At 69.3% G+C, this 20,782-nt stretch carries 18 protein-coding genes; 3 read left to right on the top strand and 15 right to left on the bottom strand.

Going from position 1 to position 20,782, the window contains the following annotated elements:
- The first annotated feature begins 17 nt into the window (after positions 1-17).
- Both J3R08_RS09960 and J3R08_RS09965 read left to right on the top strand, forming a co-directional pair.
- Positions 18-767, top strand: a complete 750-nt coding sequence (locus tag J3R08_RS09960) for an ABC transporter ATP-binding protein (RefSeq protein WP_064447331.1) — start codon at positions 18-20, stop codon at positions 765-767.
- Positions 764-3,235 (top strand): ABC transporter permease, encoded by a 2,472-nt coding sequence (locus J3R08_RS09965; protein ID WP_209960882.1) that lies wholly within the window; start codon positions 764-766, stop codon positions 3,233-3,235. Before J3R08_RS09960 ends, J3R08_RS09965 begins: the two co-directional genes overlap by 4 nt.
- 42 nt (positions 3,236-3,277) lie before the next feature.
- Here J3R08_RS09965 and J3R08_RS09970 read toward each other — a convergent pair whose 3' ends face one another.
- The 5 genes from J3R08_RS09970 to J3R08_RS09990 form a co-directional block, all read right to left on the bottom strand.
- The gene (locus J3R08_RS09970; RefSeq protein ID WP_209960883.1) at positions 3,278-4,060 is read right to left on the bottom strand and encodes an aminoglycoside adenylyltransferase domain-containing protein; all 783 of its coding nucleotides are present in this window, start codon (positions 4,058-4,060) and stop codon (positions 3,278-3,280) included.
- Between the two features lie 66 nt (positions 4,061-4,126).
- Complete coding sequence (locus J3R08_RS09975; RefSeq protein WP_209960885.1) at positions 4,127-4,336, bottom strand: hypothetical protein; 210 nt, start codon at positions 4,334-4,336, stop codon at positions 4,127-4,129.
- 180 nt (positions 4,337-4,516) lie between these two features.
- Positions 4,517-5,746: a nitroreductase family protein gene (locus J3R08_RS09980; RefSeq protein ID WP_209960889.1), complete on the bottom strand. Its 1,230-nt coding sequence runs from the start codon at positions 5,744-5,746 to the stop codon at positions 4,517-4,519.
- 77 nt (positions 5,747-5,823) lie between these two features.
- On the bottom strand, positions 5,824-7,074 hold the full coding sequence (locus tag J3R08_RS09985; RefSeq protein WP_209960892.1) for an amidohydrolase family protein: 1,251 nt from the start codon (positions 7,072-7,074) through the stop codon (positions 5,824-5,826).
- Positions 7,071-8,051: a hypothetical protein gene (locus J3R08_RS09990; protein ID WP_209960895.1), complete on the bottom strand. Its 981-nt coding sequence runs from the start codon at positions 8,049-8,051 to the stop codon at positions 7,071-7,073. The genes J3R08_RS09985 and J3R08_RS09990 overlap by 4 nt, the downstream gene beginning before the upstream one ends.
- Before the next feature lie 445 nt (positions 8,052-8,496).
- Here J3R08_RS09990 and ileS point away from each other — a divergent pair, with 445 nt between their 5' ends.
- On the top strand, positions 8,497-11,616 hold the full coding sequence (gene ileS, locus J3R08_RS09995) for an isoleucine--tRNA ligase (RefSeq protein WP_104114725.1): 3,120 nt from the start codon (positions 8,497-8,499) through the stop codon (positions 11,614-11,616).
- 90 nt (positions 11,617-11,706) lie between these two features.
- On the opposite strand, the gene J3R08_RS10000 is transcribed toward ileS, so the two are convergent.
- From J3R08_RS10000 to J3R08_RS10045, 10 genes are all read right to left on the bottom strand, one after another.
- On the bottom strand, positions 11,707-12,192 hold the full coding sequence (locus tag J3R08_RS10000; protein ID WP_043330434.1) for a flavin reductase family protein: 486 nt from the start codon (positions 12,190-12,192) through the stop codon (positions 11,707-11,709).
- Positions 12,193-12,365: 173 nt separating this feature from the next.
- Positions 12,366-12,635: a phosphopantetheine-binding protein gene (locus J3R08_RS10005; protein ID WP_069087898.1), complete on the bottom strand. Its 270-nt coding sequence runs from the start codon at positions 12,633-12,635 to the stop codon at positions 12,366-12,368.
- A 10-nt stretch (positions 12,636-12,645) separates the two neighbouring features.
- Positions 12,646-14,217 (bottom strand): class I adenylate-forming enzyme family protein, encoded by a 1,572-nt coding sequence (locus J3R08_RS10010; RefSeq protein ID WP_209960896.1) that lies wholly within the window; start codon positions 14,215-14,217, stop codon positions 12,646-12,648.
- Positions 14,214-15,098 (bottom strand): hypothetical protein, encoded by an 885-nt coding sequence (locus J3R08_RS10015; protein ID WP_209960898.1) that lies wholly within the window; start codon positions 15,096-15,098, stop codon positions 14,214-14,216. The genes J3R08_RS10010 and J3R08_RS10015 overlap by 4 nt, the downstream gene beginning before the upstream one ends.
- Positions 15,099-15,135: 37 nt before the next feature.
- Positions 15,136-15,966, bottom strand: a complete 831-nt coding sequence (locus J3R08_RS10020) for a hypothetical protein (RefSeq protein ID WP_209960901.1) — start codon at positions 15,964-15,966, stop codon at positions 15,136-15,138.
- On the bottom strand, positions 15,947-17,125 hold the full coding sequence (locus J3R08_RS10025) for a YcaO-like family protein (RefSeq protein ID WP_209960903.1): 1,179 nt from the start codon (positions 17,123-17,125) through the stop codon (positions 15,947-15,949). Before J3R08_RS10025 ends, J3R08_RS10020 begins: the two co-directional genes overlap by 20 nt.
- Positions 17,126-17,135: 10 nt before the next feature.
- The gene (locus J3R08_RS10030; protein ID WP_069087895.1) at positions 17,136-18,065 is read right to left on the bottom strand and encodes a nitroreductase family protein; all 930 of its coding nucleotides are present in this window, start codon (positions 18,063-18,065) and stop codon (positions 17,136-17,138) included.
- Positions 18,065-19,219 (bottom strand): nitroreductase family protein, encoded by a 1,155-nt coding sequence (locus J3R08_RS10035; protein WP_124778785.1) that lies wholly within the window; start codon positions 19,217-19,219, stop codon positions 18,065-18,067. The genes J3R08_RS10030 and J3R08_RS10035 overlap by 1 nt, the downstream gene beginning before the upstream one ends.
- Positions 19,220-19,374: 155 nt before the next feature.
- Positions 19,375-19,545, bottom strand: a complete 171-nt coding sequence (locus tag J3R08_RS10040; RefSeq protein ID WP_157539106.1) for a hypothetical protein — start codon at positions 19,543-19,545, stop codon at positions 19,375-19,377.
- A gap of 215 nt (positions 19,546-19,760) precedes the next feature.
- On the bottom strand, positions 19,761-20,732 hold the full coding sequence (locus tag J3R08_RS10045; RefSeq protein ID WP_083296958.1) for a ParB/RepB/Spo0J family partition protein: 972 nt from the start codon (positions 20,730-20,732) through the stop codon (positions 19,761-19,763).
- Between the last annotated feature and the right edge of the window lie 50 nt (positions 20,733-20,782).

Genomic DNA, 20,782 nt, shown 5'->3' on the forward strand with positions numbered 1-20,782 from the left:
GGAGAGAGGCCACCAGAATGGGACAGACCGTCGAACCGGCGGTACGCGTCGAACAACTCACCCGCGTGTACGGCGCCGGCCGCAACCAGGTGACCGCGCTCGCGGGCGTCGACGTCAGCTTCGGCCGGGGAACCTTCACCGCGGTGATGGGACCGTCGGGCTCCGGCAAGAGCACGCTGCTGCAGATCGCGGCCGGGCTCGACCGCCCCACGAACGGCCGGGTGGTCCTCGGCGGCACCGACCTGTCCGGGCTGTCCGAGACGCGCCTGACCGAGCTGCGGCGTACCCGGATCGGGTTCGTCTTCCAGGCGTTCAACCTGATCGGCGCGCTCACCGTCGAGGAGAACATCGTGCTGCCCCTGCGTCTGGCCGGCGTCCGTCCGGACCGGGCCTGGCTGACCCATGTGGTCGAGCGGGTCGGCCTCGCCGACCGGCTGCACCACCGGCCGGCGGCGCTCTCCGGCGGCCAGCAGCAGCGGGTGGCGATCGCCCGGGCGCTGGCCACCCGCCCCGAGGTCATCTTCTCGGACGAGCCCACCGGCGCCCTCGACTCGCGTACCGCGACGGAGGTGCTGACGCTGTTACGCGCGGTCGTGGACGAACACGGGCAGACGGTGGTGATGGTGACCCACGATCCGATCGCCGCGTCGTACGCGGACCGGGTCCTCGTGCTGGCCGACGGCGCGATGGTCGCCGACCTCCCGCAGCTCGGCGCCGTCCGGATCGCCGAGCACCTGGCGTCGCTGGACGGGCGGGTCCTCCGATGACCGGCCTCGCCGCCCGCCTGCTGCGGCACCGCACCGGCCCCGCCGCCGCGACCCTGCTGGCCCTGATCGTCGGCGTGCTGATCCTGGTGGCGATGGGCACGCTCGTCGAATCGGGGCTGCGGTTCCGCCCAGAGCCGCGGCTCTGGGCGAGTGCCGACGTGGTCGTCGCCAACCGCACGATCAGCCACACGTTCCGGGAGTTCGACGGTGACACCACCACGAGTACCGTGGCGCTGCCCGAGGGCGGCACCGTGGACGCCGACCTGGTGGACCGGATCCGCCGGGTGCCGGGCGTCGTGGCCGTCACCGGCGACGACCGGGTGCCGATCGGCTCACCCGCAGCCGTGGGACACGGCTGGGACACGTACGTCTTCACCGGTCGTCGCCTCGCCGCGGGCGCCGCGCCCCGGACCGACGACGAGGTGGTGGCCGACACCCGGCTCGGGGTGTCGCCCGGCGACTCCATCGAGCTGGTCGTCGGCGGAATCAACCGGTCGTACCGGGTGAGCGGAACCGCCGAGACCGGTACGGCGGCGGTGTTCTTCACCGACGCGCAGGCCGCGCGCCTGTCCGCCCACCCGGGCCGGGTGGACGCGATCGGCGTACGGATGGCGCCCGGCGCCGACCTCGGCGCGGTGCGCGAGATCGCGTCGGCGGCCGGCGCCACGACGTACGCCGGAAAGGACCGCGGGAAAGCCGAGCAGTCGGAGAACCTGGCCGCCCAGAGCCTGCTGGTCGGGGCCGGGGCGGCCTTCGGCGGGTACGTCGTCCTGCTGATCGTGTTCGTGGTGGCCGGCACCATCGGGCTGTCCGTCCGGCACCGTCGACGTGACCTGGCGTTGCTGCGCGCGGTCGCCGCCACGCCGGGGCAGGTGCGCCGCATGCTTGTCGCCGAGGCCGCGCTGCTCGCCCTGGCCGGCTCCGCGATCGGCGGCCCGGCCGGCCTGCTGGCGGCCCGCTGGGTGCACGGCGAACTGGTCGGGCGCGGGTTCGTGCCGGCCGGCTTCCCGATGGCGGGCGGTCTGTTCGCGGTGCCGGCCGCCATCGGTACGGCCGTCCTGGTGGCGGTGGTCGCCGCGCTGATCGCCGCGCGCCGGGTCACCGCCATCAAGCCGATCGAGGCGCTCGGCGAGATCGCCGTCGAGCCCCGGCGCAGCGGCCCGGCACGGATGATCGCCGGCGTGCTGACGCTGATGGCGGCCGGCAGCGCCGGGGCGTTCACGCTCGGCGGCGCCGGGTCGGCCGGGGCGTTGGCCGGCGCGGTCGGCATGCTCTACCTGTTCGTCATCGCGGTGGCGCTGCTCGCACCGATGATCAACGCCTACGCGGCACGCCTGCTCACCCCGGTGCTGCCGCGCATCTGGCGGGCCGGCGGCTACCTGGCCGCAGCCAACCTGCGGGCCAACGCGCAGGGCATGGCCACCGTCCTGACCGCCCTCGTGCTGTCCGTCGGGTTCGGCGGCTCGGTCTGGTTCCTGCAGGACAACCTGGAACGGCAGACCGCCACGCAGAGCAGCGCCGGAACGCTCGCCGAGCGGGTGCTCACCGCTCCGGGCGGACTGCCGGCGGACGCGGCCCGGGAGATCCGCGAGCTGGCCGGGGTGCAGGCTGCCACCGGGGTACGCCGCACCCAGGTCGTGGTGCGGGCGCTCGGCGGCATCGAGCCGGTCGGCGCGCAAGCGGTCGACCCGGAGGGCCTCACGTCGACGATGGACCTCACCGTGCGCAAGGGCGCCCTGGCTGACCTGCGCGCCGGTACCGTCGCACTGTCCACGATGCAGGCGTCCTCGTCCGGCTGGGACGTCGGCGACAAGGCGGAACTCTGGCTGGGCGACGGCGCCCCGGTCACGTTGGACGTGATCGCGATCTACGACCGTGGCCTCGGCTTCGGCGACGTCACGGTGGCCGCCGAGACGGTCGCCGGGCACACCGCGGCGAACACCGTCGACGAGGTGCTGGTCCGCGGCGGCCCGGACGCCGGCACCGCGTTGGCCACGTGGGCGGCGGCGCGGCCCGGCACCGAGATTCTCGACGCCGCCACCCGTACGCGCCTGCTCAGCACCGATCTGGCGCTCGGCGCCTGGCTGAACCGGCTGCTGATCGGCGTGATGGTCGGGTACGCGGCGCTGGCGGCGGCCACCACGATGGTGATGGCGGCGCTGGCCCGCCGCCGCGAGCTGGCGTTGCTGCAACTCGTCGGGGTCACCCGCCGTCAGATCCGCGGAATGGTCCGGGCCGAACAGGCCGGGTTGCTCGGCACCGCGGTGCTGATCGGCGCGACGATCGCGGTGCTGACGCTGGCCGCGATCGTCAACGGACTGACCGGCAGCCCGATCCCGTACGTGCCGCCGCTCGGGTGGGCGGCGGTGCTCGGCGGTACGGCACTGCTGGCGCTGGTGAGCACGGTGTGGCCCGTCCGGCGGCTGCTCGGCGCTCCGCCGATCGACAACATCGGCCTGAAGGAGTAGGTCCATCGGGACGTGCGGCAGCCTGATCGTCAGGGCGTCGAACTACAGGTGTCCGCCGGCTGCTTCCGCCTTGCGTTCCTCGGCCAGGACGGTGGCGCTGACCTCGTGCACGAACGCCCGGACCTCGTCGAACCGACCGGGATCGCTGTCGTGGCCGGAGTCGTACCACCAGTCGCGCGCCCAGACGATCAGGTCCGCCCATCGCGGCAGGTCGCCGGCGGTCTGCTGGGCGGCCTGCCGCTTGGACAGTTGCCGCCCGTCGCACAGGCGCTGGTAGGCGCGGCAGAGCGTGAGCACCGCGTACGACTGGGCTCCGGGTGGGGTCATGTCGAGCACCCAGTCCGGCCAGTCGCGCACGTGGTCCCGCAGGGCGGCGCGCACGAGGCCGGGTTCGACGGCGGGCAGCAGCTCGCCGGCCGGCGGTCCCAGCAGCGTACGGCCGTAGTCGTGCACGGCGGCCCAGGTCACGACGCGGTGGGTGGTGGCGGGCAGCAGGTGCAACGACTCCCCGGGACTGATCCGGGCGATCACGTGGTCCCGGCCGGGAACGAGGCGTACCGCGTCCAGTGACACGTATTCCACCTCGATCCGGCCGGCCCACAGCGGGTGCCGCCGGTCGAGGTCCGCGTGCAGTTCGGCGAGGACGCCGAGGAGCTTCCCGTCCGGGTCACTCGCGAGCACCGCGAGCAGGTCGAGGTCGCTGCGGTTCATGTCGAAGTCGCCTGCCACGAGCGACCCGTGCAGGTACAGGCCGAGAAGGTCGTCCGTCAGCGTGCGGCGCCACGCCTCGCGGAGGTCGGAGAGAACCGTGTCGGGTGGGACCACCGGGTGATCCTGCACGGTGGGTCGCCGCGGGGCCACCGATAAACCGGCCCGCACCGCCGGTCGTGCCTACGTGCTCGGCGGGTTGCGGTGCCGCTCGGCGAGGCCCGACGCGATCTGCCGCTGTGCGTCGTGCCGGTGCTGGTCGGCGCCGGCCTGGCGAACCGCGGCCGGATCCTCGTCCGACGGGTGCCTCGTCCGGTCGCGGCGGGCGACGAAGACGACGAGCGCGAGCACCACCACCACGATCACCGCGAGCGACACCAGCATCGTTCTCATGCCATCGACGCTACAGCGTACGCGCCAGCCCCGCCGTGGTGACGGTCGGAGGGCTGCTCCGTTCGCCGCAGGACGGCAGGCTCACGTGTCGTGATCGATGACGTCGCGCAGGGAAGCCGGGCCGTTCCGCCGATGACCGACTCCCGGCCCGGCGAATGAACGCCCGGTCTTCCCGGGGCGTCATTCGCCGGCTCGTTCGGTCCCTTTTGGCCGCCCCAGCACTGCCTCACCGATGACGGCGCCGGTTCGGATGCCCTCTCCCAGTCCCGCGGTCGTCGCGAAGCCGCCACCCATCGGGCAGAAGGACAGCCCTCGATCGGCGCTCACCAGGGCCATGGCCTGGAGCGCGGCACCTACCTCTTTCAACGCGGTCGCATAGACTATGGAGTCGTAGGAACGGGCGGGGCGGGCGTAGTCGAGCACGAACAGCACCATCGCCTGAATCGACGTGTGCGGGATGCCCGTCAATCGATGGGCGAGGCCCAACCACCGGTCGATCGCCGGCGCGGGTCCTGACGCCGGCGCGAGTTCGTGGCTCACGGCGTCGTATTCATATGCCCCGCGTTCCAGGTCATGGGCCGAAGCCGCGATGACGACGGCGGACAGCCCCGACAGCGCCCCGCCGGTCGGCATCGAACGCCACGCTCGCTCGCTCGCGACGGTACGCTCCAAGCGGCGAATCCGAAGTGACGCATCGAGGACGGCGCTGATCTCCGCGCTCCCGATGGGCGGACCGCCATGGTCGCGCAGCGATGACCTGGCGGAAATCGCCTCCTGGAGCGTCATGCCCTCCTGTGAGCGGTCGTCGTGGCCGAGAGCGATGCGCTCCGCTGTCATCGGGCGCCTGACCGGGTTGTCGATCTCCCAGTGAGTTGTTCCGATCTTGGCACCGTACAGCCCGAAGCTCGTGTCCAGGCGCGTCGCCCCGTGGAAGAGCGAGTCGTGAAACTCCCACTCCTCCGAATGCTGGTTCCGCCCGGTGACCAACAGGCCGGCCCGGCTCAGCAGGTCGAGCAGTTCGCTCTCCGGGGCAGAGTCGACCTCGACATCCGCCCGTGCGATCAGACGTGCGGCGAACTCGACGGCCCATGTCGAGGTCAGGACGACGCGATCTGCCGAGTTCCCGCCGGCCAGTTCCGGCCCGTCGGGACCGAAGCGCATGTGGGCCGACGGAAGGGCGCGAACCGGCCGCACGTACGGCGACGGCGGGGAGTGGCGGACCCGGCGGGTGCCCGGTTCATGCCGCGCGAGTACGTGCTGTTCATGGACGACTTCTACGCCGAGGACGCCGCGGGCGTCGAGTTTGGCCAGCTCCTCGCCACCTCGCGAGGTGAGCTCCCGGGCGGACGACAGCCCGCCGACGGCCGCGACGATCTCCCTGCCGACCTCGGGCGGCATGCGGACGGTCATCCGGCGGCCGCTGTGGGTCAACGCGAGGCCGTCGGCGTCCGGTTCGATGCTCCACCCCGCTGCCGGGGCCCAGCGCCTCATGAGGTCGACCCGATGGGCGGAAGGACTGTGCCCGGAGCGGAGGACACCGCCATTCCGTGTAGCCGCGACAGTGTGTCCAGGCGAACGAGACGCCCGGCCTGGATCACGGCTTCGACCTCTCTGCACGCGGATATGTCGACGAGCGGATTCGCGCGGAGCAGAACGACGTCTGCCATCGTGCCGTCGCACAGGGAGCCCAGATCCGGACGACGGAGGGCCTCGGCTGCCCTGCACGTCGCCGCCGCGAGCGCTTCGTGCGGGGAGGCGCCCCAGTCAACCATGGCCTCCAGCTCGGACGGCAGGGAGTCGAAACCCACCCCGGCGGCTCCGGCGTCCGTCCCCGCGATGAGTGTGACGCCGGCCGCCAGAGCTCGCTCGAAGCTGCGTCGTGCCTCCGGGAGTTGCCTGACGGCCATCTCCACCAGACTTTTGCCTCCCTGCCGGATCCAGAGCTGCGGCCGCCTCACTATCGATTGGAGCGCTACAGCGGTGGAGCAGAGGGCGGTGCCTTGTTTCGACATCGCACCGGCAGCGGCCTCCGATATCGCGAAGCCGTGCTCCAAGGTGTCGCAGCCGGCTTCCACGGCCGCGTCGATCGAACGCTCCGAGAAGTTCGCGTGTACGGCTACGGGGATGTCCAGCCAACGGGCCTCGGCGACCGCCTCCCTCAGTTCCTCCGGCCGGAGTTCCATCCGGCGCGCCGCGCTGCGCATCACCAGCTTGATCACATCCGCGCCGTCGGCGGCGTTTCGACGCACGAGCGCGCCGATGGATCCGGCTCCTTCGGATTCGACACCGAGCCAGCTTCCGTGCCCGCCGACTGCGGTGATGACCGGACCGGCGACGAACGGCCTGGCCCCGACGAACAAGTCCCGGGCCCAGGCGTTGCGGATGGAGTACCCGAGGTCACGCGGAGCACCCAGGTCGCGGACCGTCGTGATCCCACTGCGCAGCGCGGTCGCCAGATTCGCGACAGCCGTCAGCGTCATGGTGGTGGCCGAGATGTCCGACCAGCTCGACGCGGTCCGGCCATGAGGATCGCTGGTCGCGTGGACGTGCATGTCGATGAGCCCGGGAACGGCGAACAAACCGGTGCCGTCGAGGTGTGGGAGATCGGCATCTGCGGTGGTGCGTGTGCTGACTGAACCGGAGATGATCGACAACGAGCCGAGGGTGGTGGTGCCGGAATCCGGATCGATGACGGTGCAGCCGGCAATGGTGAAATCCGCGGTCGGCGTGGCCGTCACGACGATCCTTCGAAGACGCGGGCAGCGCGCACTGCCTCTCCGTGCCATCCCCGCGCGCGCGACAGATTCACGGCCAGGTCCACCAGTTCGTCCGCCTCCCGGCCGCGGCCGGCCATGTGGTGCCAGCGCGCCAGCTCTGCCAGCGCGAGGATCCGGGCGCCCAGGTAGGCGTGCCGGCCGGTGCCCGTATCCACAGGCGACGTCATGGCGTCGGTCGCCTGACGGACGGCAGCGAGCAGCCATGACTCCGGGTCTGGAGCGATGCCCACCAGCGCCTCGAGCGCGTTCGCCTCGTCCTCGGGCACCTCGCGGGAAGCGGCTAGGGCGATTCCCGGCGCGAGGTAGGCGTAGACCGGCTCACGGTGGGCGCCGGTAAGTCGAACGTGGTCGAAGTATCGTCCTGTCGCTTGAAGGGCGGCGCGGGCCGAGTCGTGACGTGCGGCAGCGAACGCCTGGTGCGACAGGATGAAACCGAACTGGCGGAACGCCTTCGAGGCGAGTTCGGTGTCGCCGCCGTCGCGAACCTGACGGAGGAGATCTGTCGCGTGCTCGTACGAGGACCAGGCGCCCGCGACGTCACCGGATGCCAACTGGACGTATCCCATGTTGTGCCACGACTGGGCGGCAGCCATCAGATCTCCGGTGCCGAGGCGCACCTGGATCGCCTCGCGGAAGTCGTTCACGGGCGGATCGTCGTCGAAGTGGTGAAACCGCCATACGCCGATGGAGTGGCAACATGCGGCGAGAGCCGACAGGGCCTCCGAATCACGGAGAAGATGTCTCGCTGTCTCCGCCAGCTTGATTGCCTCCGCCCCTCTGCCCTGCTTCTCCACCGCCCACGCCGTGTTGAGCAGTGCTCGCCCCTCCCCGGCGACATTCGCGGAAGCGGCGCATTCCGAAGCGGTCCGGGAAAACCGTTCCTCTGCCTCGACGTAGCGAGCGGGATCGTCCAGACCTAGCTGAGCTGGCGTGAACAAGGGCGGTCACCTCGACGTCGTCGACTGATTGCTGAGATTGACGCCGATCGTAGCGTTCGGGTGGCTTGTTCACGAGGGTGTGCGACCTGTCGGCAGTTGATGCGCGCCGTGCCTGTGAGGCACGTTCACCACCCACTTTCGCGTCCGTCATCCTCCTTGCCGCCGCCATCGGCCGAACGGCGCGATGGGCTACACTGGCCCGGAAAGGCGTCGATAGGGACGAGTACCACTGCACGCAGCCAGCAGAGACCCGGGGATGGTGGAAGCCCGGGGGTGTGCGCAGCGGGAAGATCACCCTGGAGCCGTCGGAAGAAAGGCGTCACGCCGAGTAGACCCGACCACAACTTAACGAGAGGGCCGCGCGCTGTGGCCAAGGAGGGTGGTACCGCGGGGCCCGGGCCTCGTCCCTCCACCGAAGTTCGGTAACCGCTTCGTTGGAGGATCCATGTACCGCGCTGTGCCCGCGCAGGCGAGCTTTCCCGATATCGATCACGGCATCCTCAAATTCTGGAGTGATCGTAAGGTCTTCGCCCTCAGCCTGGAAAGATCGCAGGGGCGGCCGGAATGGGTCTTCTACGAGGGGCCCCCAACGGCGAACGGTATGCCAGGGGCGCACCACATCGAAGCCAGAGTGTTCAAGGACGTCTTTCCCCGGTACAAGACGATGAAGGGCTTCCATGTCGCGCGGAAGGCCGGCTGGGACTGCCACGGACTTCCGGTGGAACTGGCTGTCGAGCGCGAACTCGGCTTTTCCGGTAAGCGCGACATCGAGGCCTTCGGTATCGCGGAGTTCAACGCCCGGTGCCGCGAGTCGGTGACCCGGCATACCGACGAGTTCGCCCGGCTGACCGAACGCATGGGCTACTGGGTCGATATGGACGACGCCTACCGGACGATGGACCCGGAATACATCGAGTCGGTGTGGTGGTCGCTGAAGCAGATCTTCGAAAAAGGGCTGCTCGTCGAGGACTTCCGCGTGGCGCCCTGGTGTCCTCGTTGCGGGACGGGGCTGTCCGATCACGAGCTCGCCCAGGGGTACGAGGTGGTCACCGACCCGTCGGTGTTCGTGCGGTTCCCACTCACCTCGGGCCCCCTGGCGGGCCAGGCTTCCCTGCTCGTGTGGACCACGACCCCATGGACGCTGGTCTCCAACGTCGCGGTCGCGGTCAATCCCGACGTCACCTACGTCGTAATGACCGACGGCCAGGAGCAGCTCGTTGTCGCGGAGGCGCTGGCGGGCAGCGCACTCGGTGAGGGATGGACCGTCGTCGGCGACTCCTTCAGTGGCAAGGACATGGAACGCTGGACCTACCGGCGGCCATTCGACCTGGTCCAGGTCGAGGACGCGAACTTCGTCATCCTCGGGACGTACGTGACGACCGAGGACGGCACCGGCCTGGTGCACCAGGCGCCGGCATTCGGCGCTGACGACCTCGCCGCGTGCCGTGCGTATGGTCTTCCGATGGTCAACCCCGTCCGTCCGGACGGCACGTTCCAGTCCGACCTCGCGCTCGTCGGCGGCACGTTCTTCAAGAGTGCCGACGCGGTCCTGGTGGCGGATCTCGCCGAGCGTGGACTGCTCTTCCGCGAGGAGGCGTACGAGCACAGCTACCCGCACTGCTGGCGTTGTCACACGGCGCTGTTGTACTACGCGCAGCCGTCCTGGTACATCCGCACCACGGCCATCCGGGAAGCGCTGCTGCGCGAGAACGAGGCGACGACCTGGCAGCCGCAGAACATCAAGTACGGCCGCTACGGGGACTGGCTGAACAACAACGTCGACTGGGCGTTGTCCCGCAGTCGGTACTGGGGCACGCCGTTGCCTATCTGGCGCTGCCCGGACAACCACCTGACCTGCGTCGGCTCGCTGGCCGAGCTGAGCGAGCTGGCCGGGACCGACCTGTCCGAGCTGGATCCCCACCGTCCCTATATCGATGACGTCACCTTCGACTGCCGATGCGGCGCCACCGCGCGCCGGGTGCCCGAAGTCATCGACGCGTGGTACGACTCGGGCTCGATGCCTTTCGCGCAATTCGGGTATCCGCACAAGAACGTCGAACTCTTCGAGAAGCGGTACCCGGCGAACTTCATCTCGGAGGCGATCGACCAGACCAGGGGATGGTTCTACACCCTCATGGCGGTGGGCACCCTCATCTTCGACAAGTCGGCCTACGAAACGGTCGTCTGCCTGGGCCACATCCTCGCCGAGGACGGCCGCAAGATGTCGAAACACCTGGGGAACATCCTCGAACCCATCCCGCTGATGGACGAGCACGGTGCCGACGCGGTGCGCTGGTTCATGGCCGCTGTCGGTTCCCCGTGGTCAGCCCGGCGCGTCGGGCACAACACGCTTCAGGAAGTCGTCCGCAAGACTCTTCTGACCTACTGGAACACCGTGTCCTTCGGGGCGCTGTACGGCCGTGCCGCCGGCTGGTCGCCGTCGGCGGCAGATCCCGCGCCCCGTAGCCGCCCGCTGCTGGACCGATGGCTGTTGTCGGAGCTCAACAGCCTGGTACGCGACGTGGACGCCGCGATGGAGCGCTTCGACACCCACGAGGCCGGCCGGCTGCTGTCCACGTTCATCGACGATCTTTCCAACTGGTACGTTCGCCGCAGCCGCCGGCGTTTCTGGCACGGCGACCCGGCCGCCCTGGCCACGCTCCACGAGACGTTGTCCACCCTGACGCTCCTCCTCGCGCCGATCACACCGTTTGTGACCGAGCGGGTATGGCAGGACCTGGTGGTTCCGGTCACGCCCGGTGCGGCGGAGTCCGTGCACCTCGCCGCATACCCCACCGGCGACCTGTCCCTGATCGACCCGGAACTGTCGGCGCAGATGCTTCTCGTGCGTCGGCTCGTCGAACTCGGCCGCTCCGCCCGCGCCGACTCCGGCATCAGGACGCGCCAGCCGCTGTCCCGCGCGGTCGTGTCCGCGGCAGGTTTCGCCGACCTGCCGGCGGAACTCCTCGCCGAGATCGCGTCGGAGCTCAATGTCGTCTCGGTGGCACCCATCACGGCCACCAGCGGTTCACTCGTGGACACGACGGTGAAGGCGAACTTCCGCCCCCTGGGCAAGAGGTTCGGCAAGGCGGTCCAAGGCGTCGCCGCAGCGATTATGGCGGCCGAGCCGACCGCCCTCGCCAACGCCCTCCGTACGAGAGGTGAGGCGACCGTCGACGTGGACGGTGAGGCGGTGGTCGTCACGGTGGACGAGGTCGTCATCACCGAGACTCCACGCGCCGGATGGGCGGTCGCCAACGACGCAGGTGCGACGGTGGCGCTGGATCTGGACATCACGCCGGAACTCCGCCTCGCCGGGATCGCGCGGGACGTGATCCGCCAGATCCAGGAGGCCCGCAAGTCCACCGGCCTGGAGGTCGCCGATCGCATCGAACTCCGCTACGAGGCGACCGCTGACACCCTGACGGCGTTGACGGAGCATCAGAAGCTGGTGGCCGACGAGGTGCTCGCGACGGACTTCACCCTCGGGCGGCCGACGTGGGCAGACGCGACGTCCTTCACCGACGAGACGCTCGGCCTGACGTTCTGGCTGCGTAAGGCATGAGGAGCTCCGGGGCCACGAGCACGCCGCCCGTTCGGCCGTGCGTCGTGGCCCCGGCCCTTCGTATCGGCCGGCGGCGGGCCGAGCGGCGGGTCAGCGAACCCCGTGGACGTCCGTGGCCAGAACACTGAACCGCCCGGTGTGGAACACCAGTGCGTCGGTGCGGTCGCCGTGGCCGATGTCCAGCACCGAGCCGAGGAATATGGAGTGGTCACCGCCCTCGTACACGGCGGCGAGCTCGCACTCCACCCAGCCGAGGTTGCCCTCGATGATGGGGGAGCCGGTGTGCTCGCCGGGCCGGAAATCGACGGTACGGAACTCCCGCTCGTCGCGCGGCCGGCTGGGACTGGCGAAGTAGCGCGCCAGTTCTTCCTGTCCTGCGGCGAGGATCGACACCGCGAACATCCCGTTCGCCAGAATTGTGCTGTGCATCGCGGCGGACTGCTTCACGCACACCAACACCATCGCCGGGTCGAGCGAGACCGACGTGAACGCGTTGGCGGTCATGCCGTGCGGGAGTTCCCGCCCGGACGTCACCACCGTGACGCCCGTGGCGAACGCACCCATCACCGCCCGCATGTCGACGTGACGGTCGCCGCCGCAGCGGTCGCGGGACACGGGCTTCTGCTTCGCGGCTGTCACCGTTCACCTCTTCCGTCAGCCACCGGGGCCGTCAGCACGTCGCGCATCGTCCACAGCGCTCCCTTCCCCGTCAGGTGAGTGGTCGGCGGCATGCGCGCACCGGCCTCGGCTCAGTCGCCGGAGCCGGCATCGATCGCCGACCGGGTGGAACTCCTCGCCACTATCTGTTCGGCGGTCGCTCGTATCGTCAGCCAGCCGACGTTCGCGGGGTCGTCGAAGCCGGCGTCGGGGAAGGTTCCTTCCAGCCGCGCCAACAGCTCCACTGCGAGGAGGGAGTCTCCACCCGCCGCGATGAAATCGTGGTCGACGTCCACCGCATCCGTCTCCAGCAGTTCCCGCCAGAATCCGCTAACTGTTTCGAGTACCTCAGACGAATCCACGTCGCTCTCCTCAGCGAAGCTCCGAAAGCGTGCCCTCGCCGCGCGCGATCGAATTCTTTAAATCGTTCTTCAGGATCTTGCCGTTCTCGGTCGCGGGCATCGATCCGACAGCGAACACGCGGCGCGGTATCTGCTTCGGTGGCAGACGCTCGAGCAGGTGCACGCGAATGTCGTCCAGGCTCGTCCGGCCCGGCCGGAGCACCACGACCGCGGCGACGTACTCACCCAGCCGGGGATGCGGGAGTCCGAGCACGGCCGCGGCCTCGACCATCGGGTGCGAGAGGAGGGCGATCTCGACCGGGCGTGCCGAGAGCTTCTCCCCGCCGACGTTGAGGACGTCAGAGACGCGGTCGCTCAGATGCAGGTTGCCCTCCTCGTCGAGATGACCGATGTCTCCGGTCGCCGTCCAGCCGTCCGGAAGGAAGGTTTTCGAGGGCACTGAGTCGTGCAGGTAGGAGCGGCGTCCGCGGAACCGCGGACAGGACATCTCCACGCGGCCGTGGACGCCCGGGCCGACGACGAGCCCCGTCTCCAGGCTCCTGATGCGGATCCGGGTGCCTCGTGCCGGTCTCCCGACGACATCGGGATCCGCGCCCGCTGACGGCATCTCCACCATCGCGGGCCAAGCCTCGGTGGTTCCGTACGCGTTGACCACCCGAACGGACGGCAGCATCCGGCGGATTCGTTCCACATGAGCCGGATTCAGCGGCGCCGAACCGCAGTGGATTACCTCCAGAGACGCGAGCATCTCACGTTGCGACGAGGTGAGCGTCGTGAGATGTGCCAGCATGGCAGGCGTCAGGAACAACAGGGTGACCTGACAGTCGGCGACCGCCTTGCACACGTCATTGGTGTTGAACTCCGGCAGCGCCGCGACCGCCCTGGTGATGGGATGCGTGAGCCCGGGCCCGTCGATGCCCTGGAACGGGGCGTACAACATCATGAGCGCGGCCGCCGTACCGATCGGGAAGGCGTGCAGGATCGGCGGGCCGATGCCGCCGTGAGCGGACGGCGGGCGGGCGTAGACCTCCGTGAAGAGCGCGTGCGGCGTCACGACCGCCTTGGGCAGGCCGGTCGTGCCGGACGTGTAGAGGATGTCGGCCGTCTGCTCGGGGCGGGTCGTCGCCGGCGGGGGAACCCGGTCCCCACAGCGCGGAGGCTCGACCGGAAGAACCTGATACGGATCGCCGCCCGGGCCGTTCCCCACCGGCGACGGGTCCGCAGCGATCCATGCGGAGATGCCGGCGTCCTGGGTGATGAAGTCGCGGACGGACGCCGGAGCTCCCGCCGAGACGGTGACAGTGACCGCGCCCAGCCGTTGCACCGCGAAGTAGGCGACGCACAGATCGATCCAGTGCCTGCGGTCGAACAGCAGACCGACACGCATGCCACTGGTGATCCCTGCCTCGGAAAGGCGCGCGGCCAGCGCCACCGAGTCGTGCAACCACTCCGCGAAGGTGAGACCACGCACGAACGGTTCGACCAGCGCGAGGCGGTCGGGAACCTCCCCGGCGACGCGCTCGAGCAGCCCGAACGTCCCCGTGCAACGGTCCGTCGCGCCACCTGCCCCTCTCGTCGTCACGGTGCCACCCGGGTCGCGACGTATCGGTGGCCGGCGCCCTCCTCGTCCGCGACGTAGGCAGCCGCGAGGTGATGGACGAACGGCTGGAGGCCGAGCGCTGACAGAAGAGCGGGGTCGGTGAAGCCCGTGCGGGTGGTCGAGCTGACGCCCTTCGCCCGAAGAGCGCGAGCGACTTCCGCGCTCAGCCGTCCGCCGTCGACGAGGAAGCCGCGGAACGCCTTTTCGTGGCGATAGCGTCTCCGGTAGGCGGCGAGATCGCCGAAGACCCCGATGGCGAGGGGAGCCAGGACGTCAAGTCGCGGATCCGCCGCGGCGTCCATGGACGCCAGGCGGACTCCTGAACCGTACGAGGCGGGGTCGGCCACAGTGACCAGGACGCGACCGTCCACGCGCGACACGATCAGTAGCCCGTGGGCCGCTCCGTAGCTGTAGAGCAGCTCGGCCGGGTGCACCGCCTCGCGCAACCGCCGGCGATTGGCGCGCACCCGGGTGAGAGCGGTCCAGACCACCGCCGCCCACGGTTCGGGAATCTGCTCCCGGCGACCCTGGGGGACAGCCGGCTCGCGCAGGGCATCGAGGTCGTCTTGCGAGAACAGCCGCAGCGCCGATGCCCGGAGGCCACCAGTCGAATCCGCTCCGTCGCGAAAATGATCGATTCCGCTCCAGGCGTGGTAGCGGCGCACCGGCCCCCACGACGTGCCGTCGGCACCTTCGCGTTCGACCAGGAGACCGAGGCGGATCAACTGCTGTACGGCCGGGTCATCGAACTCCTCGGCGACGACCTGGTGCAGAAGCCGCTCGACGCGGCCCGCGCCCAGGCGCCACGACCGGCCCAGCGCCGGTGCGCTGATCCGGATGGTGTCGGAGCCCTCGTTCTCCATGGTCGTTCCCGCAGCCCACGTGTACGCGGCTCCCATGTCACAGCCCTGCCCAGCAGACAGCACCGACAGCCAACTGTCTGCCGGAGTCCAGCCCGACGACGTCATGGAATCCGGCGAGCACCGCATAGTTGCCGCGCGTCGCCCATCCCAGGTCCGAGCCGTACCCTTCGAGCTCGCCTATCGCGAGTCCTCCGATCCAGAGTTGCTCCATGTACTCGTCGGCAGCGCCCCGCTCGGCGTCGACGGACACTGATACGACGACCGATGCGCCGACGTCGAACTCCGCCCGGCCGTACGCGACCGGAAGAAGGTAGGACAACTCCTCGCCGAGGTCGTGCCGGCTTCTCGGGATCAGCAGGGTCCCGTCCGGGCTGTACCACCCGGGACCCAGTTCGCCGGCGTCGACAACCGCGACGTGGAACCCGACCCCCTTCGCCGCATACCGCCGGCGGCACCGACCCACCGCGCCGAAGAGTTCTGCGGGCGACAGACGTGCCCCGCTCACGACAGGCGGGTAGTGCTCGACCACCGCTCCCATGTTCGACGGGTCGGGAAGCGCCTCGGGCATCGACAGCGTGCGCGGCGACGAGCCGTTCCTCATCGCGTCGCTGACGAGGTCGAAGGCGGCGCCCCATCCGTGCTGCTGCCACGGTGCCCGATCACTGCCGGACGTGGGATATGACCGCCACCCACCCGACTCGAAGACGACGACGGCCTGATCGGTCGGCAGCACCGGCCGGCCTCCGCCATGCCGCGACGCGCCAGGCACCCCGCCGCCGGTGAACGGCGCGTCGGCGATCTGGCGCTCCTCGACGACCGGGGGCACCGGTTCCGCCGGAGTTCCTGGACTAGACAAACGGATGGTCATTGTTCACCCCGCCACCCGAGCGACGGAGGAACGCCTCTACCTCGGACGGGAAGCGCGGAGCGTAAAGCAGCGGGAACGGATTGATCTGGAGATGGAGCAGGGCAGGGACCACCGCGCGAGCGACCACGGCGCCGGCGGCCCATGCCGGGGTGATGTCGCTGTACGCCCAGCGGAACCCCTCTGCGGAGATGGCATCGCCGATCTCGGTCCAGGTACGTCCGCCCGAGGTCGTGCCCTGGGCTTCGGCCACCTGGTCGACGAAGTAGTCGCCCAGGTGGGCGCGCCCGTGCCTCGCCCACCACAGCGCCCGGGTGTTGATGCCCACCGGCCGCTCCTCGGGGTCTCCCCGGCGGAGCAGACGCCAGCCGAGGTGAAAGATGTGCACCGCTTCGATCGCCGCTGAGCGGATCGCGTCCGCCGCGTCCGCATGGGCGGCCGACCCGAAGGCCACCTCCGGCAGTCCGTCGCGGGTGCCGACGATGGCGGCCAGCGCGACCTGCAATCCGAAATGGCTGCCGGGCAGCAGCCCGACGACCACGTCAGCCGCACCGCCGAGAATTTCCGCGATGTCGTGAACGGAGTACCGGTCGTCGCCGGGACGGACTCGGGCCGCGCGGTGCCCGGAGTAGACGGCCGCCGCAACGGCGTGCCGTTCCACGACCTCAGTGAGCGCGCGGGTGAGGGCCGTGTCCCAGTCGACCCCGCACGCGGCGCCGATCGAGGTCATCGGTTTGACGCGGGTCGGATCCGAGTCGTGGACCCGCATCCGCTCGACGTCGGCGGGTACGAACACCTCGCCGTCCGGAGACTGCATCGTCACCCAGGTGTTCTGGGAGTGCGCGTTCCATGCGAACGGGCGGAGCAGCGGCTCTTGCGAGCACTGTTCCGGGCTGAAGGTCGCCCGGTCGTCGAGACGGATGGCCTTCGAGCCGAGCTCGTTCGCGGACGCACGCACAGGTGCGAGGGCTGGCTCGTGCAGCGCGGCGCGCTCGACAGCCTCACCCAGTGCTCTCTCGTCCGCCCGTGCGGGGTCAAGATCCCACGCGACGCCGAGCACGTCGTCGTCCGCCTCGACGACAGAGCCGAAGAGCCCGTCGAAAGGGCTCGTGAATCGGAGGCATTTCCAATCATCGCGGACGACCGCAGCGGTGAGTGCCATTTTTTGTGGGTCAGCCTTTCCTGCTGGTCTTCCGACCGAAGGTGATGGTGTAGACCGGTGCCTCGTCATCCGAGAGCCCGAGCAACTCCGCCAGCACGTTGTCGTTTGTCGCCGGGGTGATCAGCGCGCCGCAGTCGTACGACTCCGCCGCGATGATGAATTTCTGCGCGACTCGACCTACCTCGACGTACAGTTCGCGCAAGGCCCTCTCGTAGGGGAACATTTCCTGGCGGCGGGGGAAGTCGACGATCAGCACGATCGTGGCACTTGCCGTCATGGGTGCCTGCATGCCGCACATCAGATCGGCCATCTCCTGGCGGAAGCTGCCGGAGGTCAGCTGATCGGCTCGCTCGCCGGCGAGGTCGAGAGCCCAGATGCCCGAATCGACGCCGTTGATCGCGTACACGACGGCGGCCATACGCACGCCTGCCAGCGAGCCGGACGGCTCGAAGGGTGCCATGAGCGCGGAGAAGCAGCGGAAGATGGCGGCGACGGTCTCCCGCGACAAGGGCTCCGGCTCGAATTGGCGGGCCGTGCGTCGTCGTACCAGCAGTTCACCGACGCTGACCCCGCCGGTGCCGGCCGTAGTGCCTTCTTCTGCCCAGTTCCACTGCGGCGTCGACGTCGCTGGACGCGTCGGCTGAGCCTGACTGCCGCGGGCCGGATACCGGGCCTCCCGCCTGCTCTCCGAGATCTGCTCGGACCAGTTGAAGTAGTCGAGGCTCGGACGCCACCCGTTCGTGACCCAATCGGTCGAGATCGAATCGAGGTCGTCGGACGGAGACAGTTCGCGGGCCCCGACCTCGGGGGCGTCCGACACGATTTTCCGGGCGAGTTCGGCGGCGTCGAAGCGGACCGACTGCGCCGACTGGGAGTCTTCGAGAACGGCGGCGTCCCGGTCGGGTCGGATGACGAGGAGTGGCGACCATGTCGTGGACATCAATCCCGGCTTTCTGCAGGCTGATCGGCTGCGTGTACGAGAGTCGCTGCGATTGTCGCCTCGACGCGGTGGTCGGTGCCGAGCGCGTCCGCGACCTTTTTGCCGTCGAGGTGCTGGGCATGCCGGACCGCCCAACCGTTCGCGCGGCTCAGGTACTCGGCAGTACCCATGAGGTGGCCCACATCCATGTGCACCGTCCGGAAGGTCCTTGGTTCCCGGTAGCGGTAGCGGTTCCGGGCGAAATAGGAGTTGAAGAATATGAGTGCGTAGGGGCGGTTGTCGTCGGCGATACCCGACAGGTCCGCCAGGTCGCGTGACGAGGCGTCGAGGTGATCCATGCGGTCCAGCGCACCGTCGACGGTCGCGACTTGGTAGACACCGTCGTCGATCCCGTCGACGGCATGCGTGACGACGGAGAACTCCGTCGGATGGCGACTACCGCCGGAAGGGCTCGTCTTCCGCAGCAGGTTGGCCGATTCCGCGAACGGCATCCTGGCCTGACGAATCGGTCGGGTCAGCAGGGAGAGCAGCGACGCAAGGCGGTCGTAGTCCAGCGGCTGCGCCGCTACCGCAAGGTTCGTCGCCGCCGAAGCGGTCGCGGGGAACAACTCCGGGGCGGGGTCCGGCAGTGCGTACACCTTCTCCTGGTCATGCAGCCGGGGCCGGGCCCGATCGACGTCGGGCTGCTGCGCGTTGTACGCGACCATCCGGCGTACGTCCTCCGCGGAGTTGCCGTCAGCCTCGTAGAACTCGAAGGGGTATCCGTAAGTACGCGCGTGATAGCGGGAGGCGGCCCGCCATCCATTCTCGGCCCACGACTCCAGCCACCGCCGCGTCTTGATCGCCTCGGCGTCGTCATCGCGCACCAGGTACTCGTGGGCGACCAGCCACTCGGCGATCAGCTCGGCCCTGCGCACGGAGCCGATCGCCGCCATGATCGGCTCCGACAGGGAATAGATGGTTCCCGGAGCGAAGGCGGCAACGAGCAGACCCGCAGCCGACGCGGGAACCTTGTGTCCGTTCAACCTGTCGTCTCGGCTGATGAGCCACAGGTCACTGGCCGCCGGCTCGATGCGCACAAGAGGGTGCGCGCGATACGTTGCGGAACGGGCGTCGGTGCCGTTTTCTGCGGCAGCCTCAGCTAGCGTCTCCAAAGCAGGGTCCTATCTCTTGTACGCTCCGACCGGTTGACTTTCTGGACAACCTGAATGATTGACATCCTGTCGGCGTTCCCGGATACGGCTGCCCGATGACAGGAAAGCGCGTGCTAACCGGCCGAAAGACGGCCGGTTAGCACGCGACAGTTGGATCACAGGGACGTGAAGCCGCCGGTGCAGCCGCCCTGGATGAGGGCCGTCGAGAAGAGGTCGACCTCCTCGAAGAGACCCTCGATGTTGTCGATGGACGATTCCTCGGCGGTCTCGTTGAGGGAGACCTCTGCGTTTTGCGCGGACATTTCCTGCGCGGTGGTTGTCATCATGCAAAAAGCATTACAGGGCTATTTAGCTATGTCAATGAGTGCAGCTGCGGCGGGCGGAGTCCTGGCTCTTCCGGACATATTTGCGCCTCGACGTCGACGCGACGAGCGAGCGTCCGGCCACCGCCCGGCGCCGGGCAGTGGCCGAAGAAGTGCCAAGGCTGAGGTGCGGTGGGGCGGACGATCGCAGCGTGTGGACGGTCGGCGGGTTTGGCCGCTCAACCCACCTCGGTCTGGACGCGGATCGCCGCTCGCGCGGAGAGTTGCTCCCACTGCTGCGACAGTCCGCGACTGAGGCGGGCCACCAGCGGGAGGCAGTGCGGTGGAAGAGCGTTGATGATGTCGTGGTCGGAGACGAGGCTGAGTTGTTGATGCAGCATGCGCAGCAGGGTGCGCCCGGCCTCGGTGTAGCGCACGGACGGATCCTTGGCGAGGTTCTCCAGCGCCAACGCGGTGACGTCCCGGCTCGGCTCGGGCGCGCCGGGCGCCTCCTTGACCGCGGACAGTGCCCGTGCCGGCGACGGTGAACCCGCCGCACCTTCGTTCTGCTTGCGGCGTATGGTGCGGACCGTGTTCGGTGAGACGCCCGCCAACCGGGCGATTTCCCGCAGCGAAGCATCAGGTCGTTCGGCCAGGAGCGCGACGACAGCTTTCCGGCCGGCGTCGGCGTCTGTCGGCCGGACCCGTCCGTCCCGGCCGGTCCGCTCGGCCGGCATCGGCTGGCCGCTGCGCTGCCTCAATGTGCTGATCGTCTTGGCCGACAGCCCGGTGGCGCGGCCGAGTGACCGGTCCGACCAATGCGCGAACATCTCCAGCAGACGTTCGGCCGCCGCCCGGCGGTCGGCCAGGGTCAGCGGCAGGCCGTGCTTGATGTTGCTCGTGACGCTGCGCAGGAAGGCCATCTGGTCGTCGTCGTCGAGCATCAGCGCGTGAATCGAGTCCGCACCACGGAGCAGTGCCGCCTGCAGACGATGCATCCCGTCGATGACGCGCATGGTGCTGCGCTGCACCAGGATCGGCGGGTGCTGGAGTTCGGACTGGGCCAACAGCTGTACGTGCGTCTCGTCGACCCCGTGCCGGCGGGGGCCCTGACCGGGCAGGAGCGACCGGATCGGTACCGATACGGCCTCCTGCTGGCTTCCTTCGGTCCAGCTCTCCACAACCTGCAGCGGATCGTTGGCGTCGATCAACCTGTCCTCCCCGTGAACAGCTGCTGATGCCTCGCTGACCGGCTCTTCGT

Source organism: Micromonospora sp. HB375 (assembly GCF_017872985.1).
Lineage (GTDB): Bacteria > Actinomycetota > Actinomycetes > Mycobacteriales > Micromonosporaceae > Micromonospora > Micromonospora chalcea.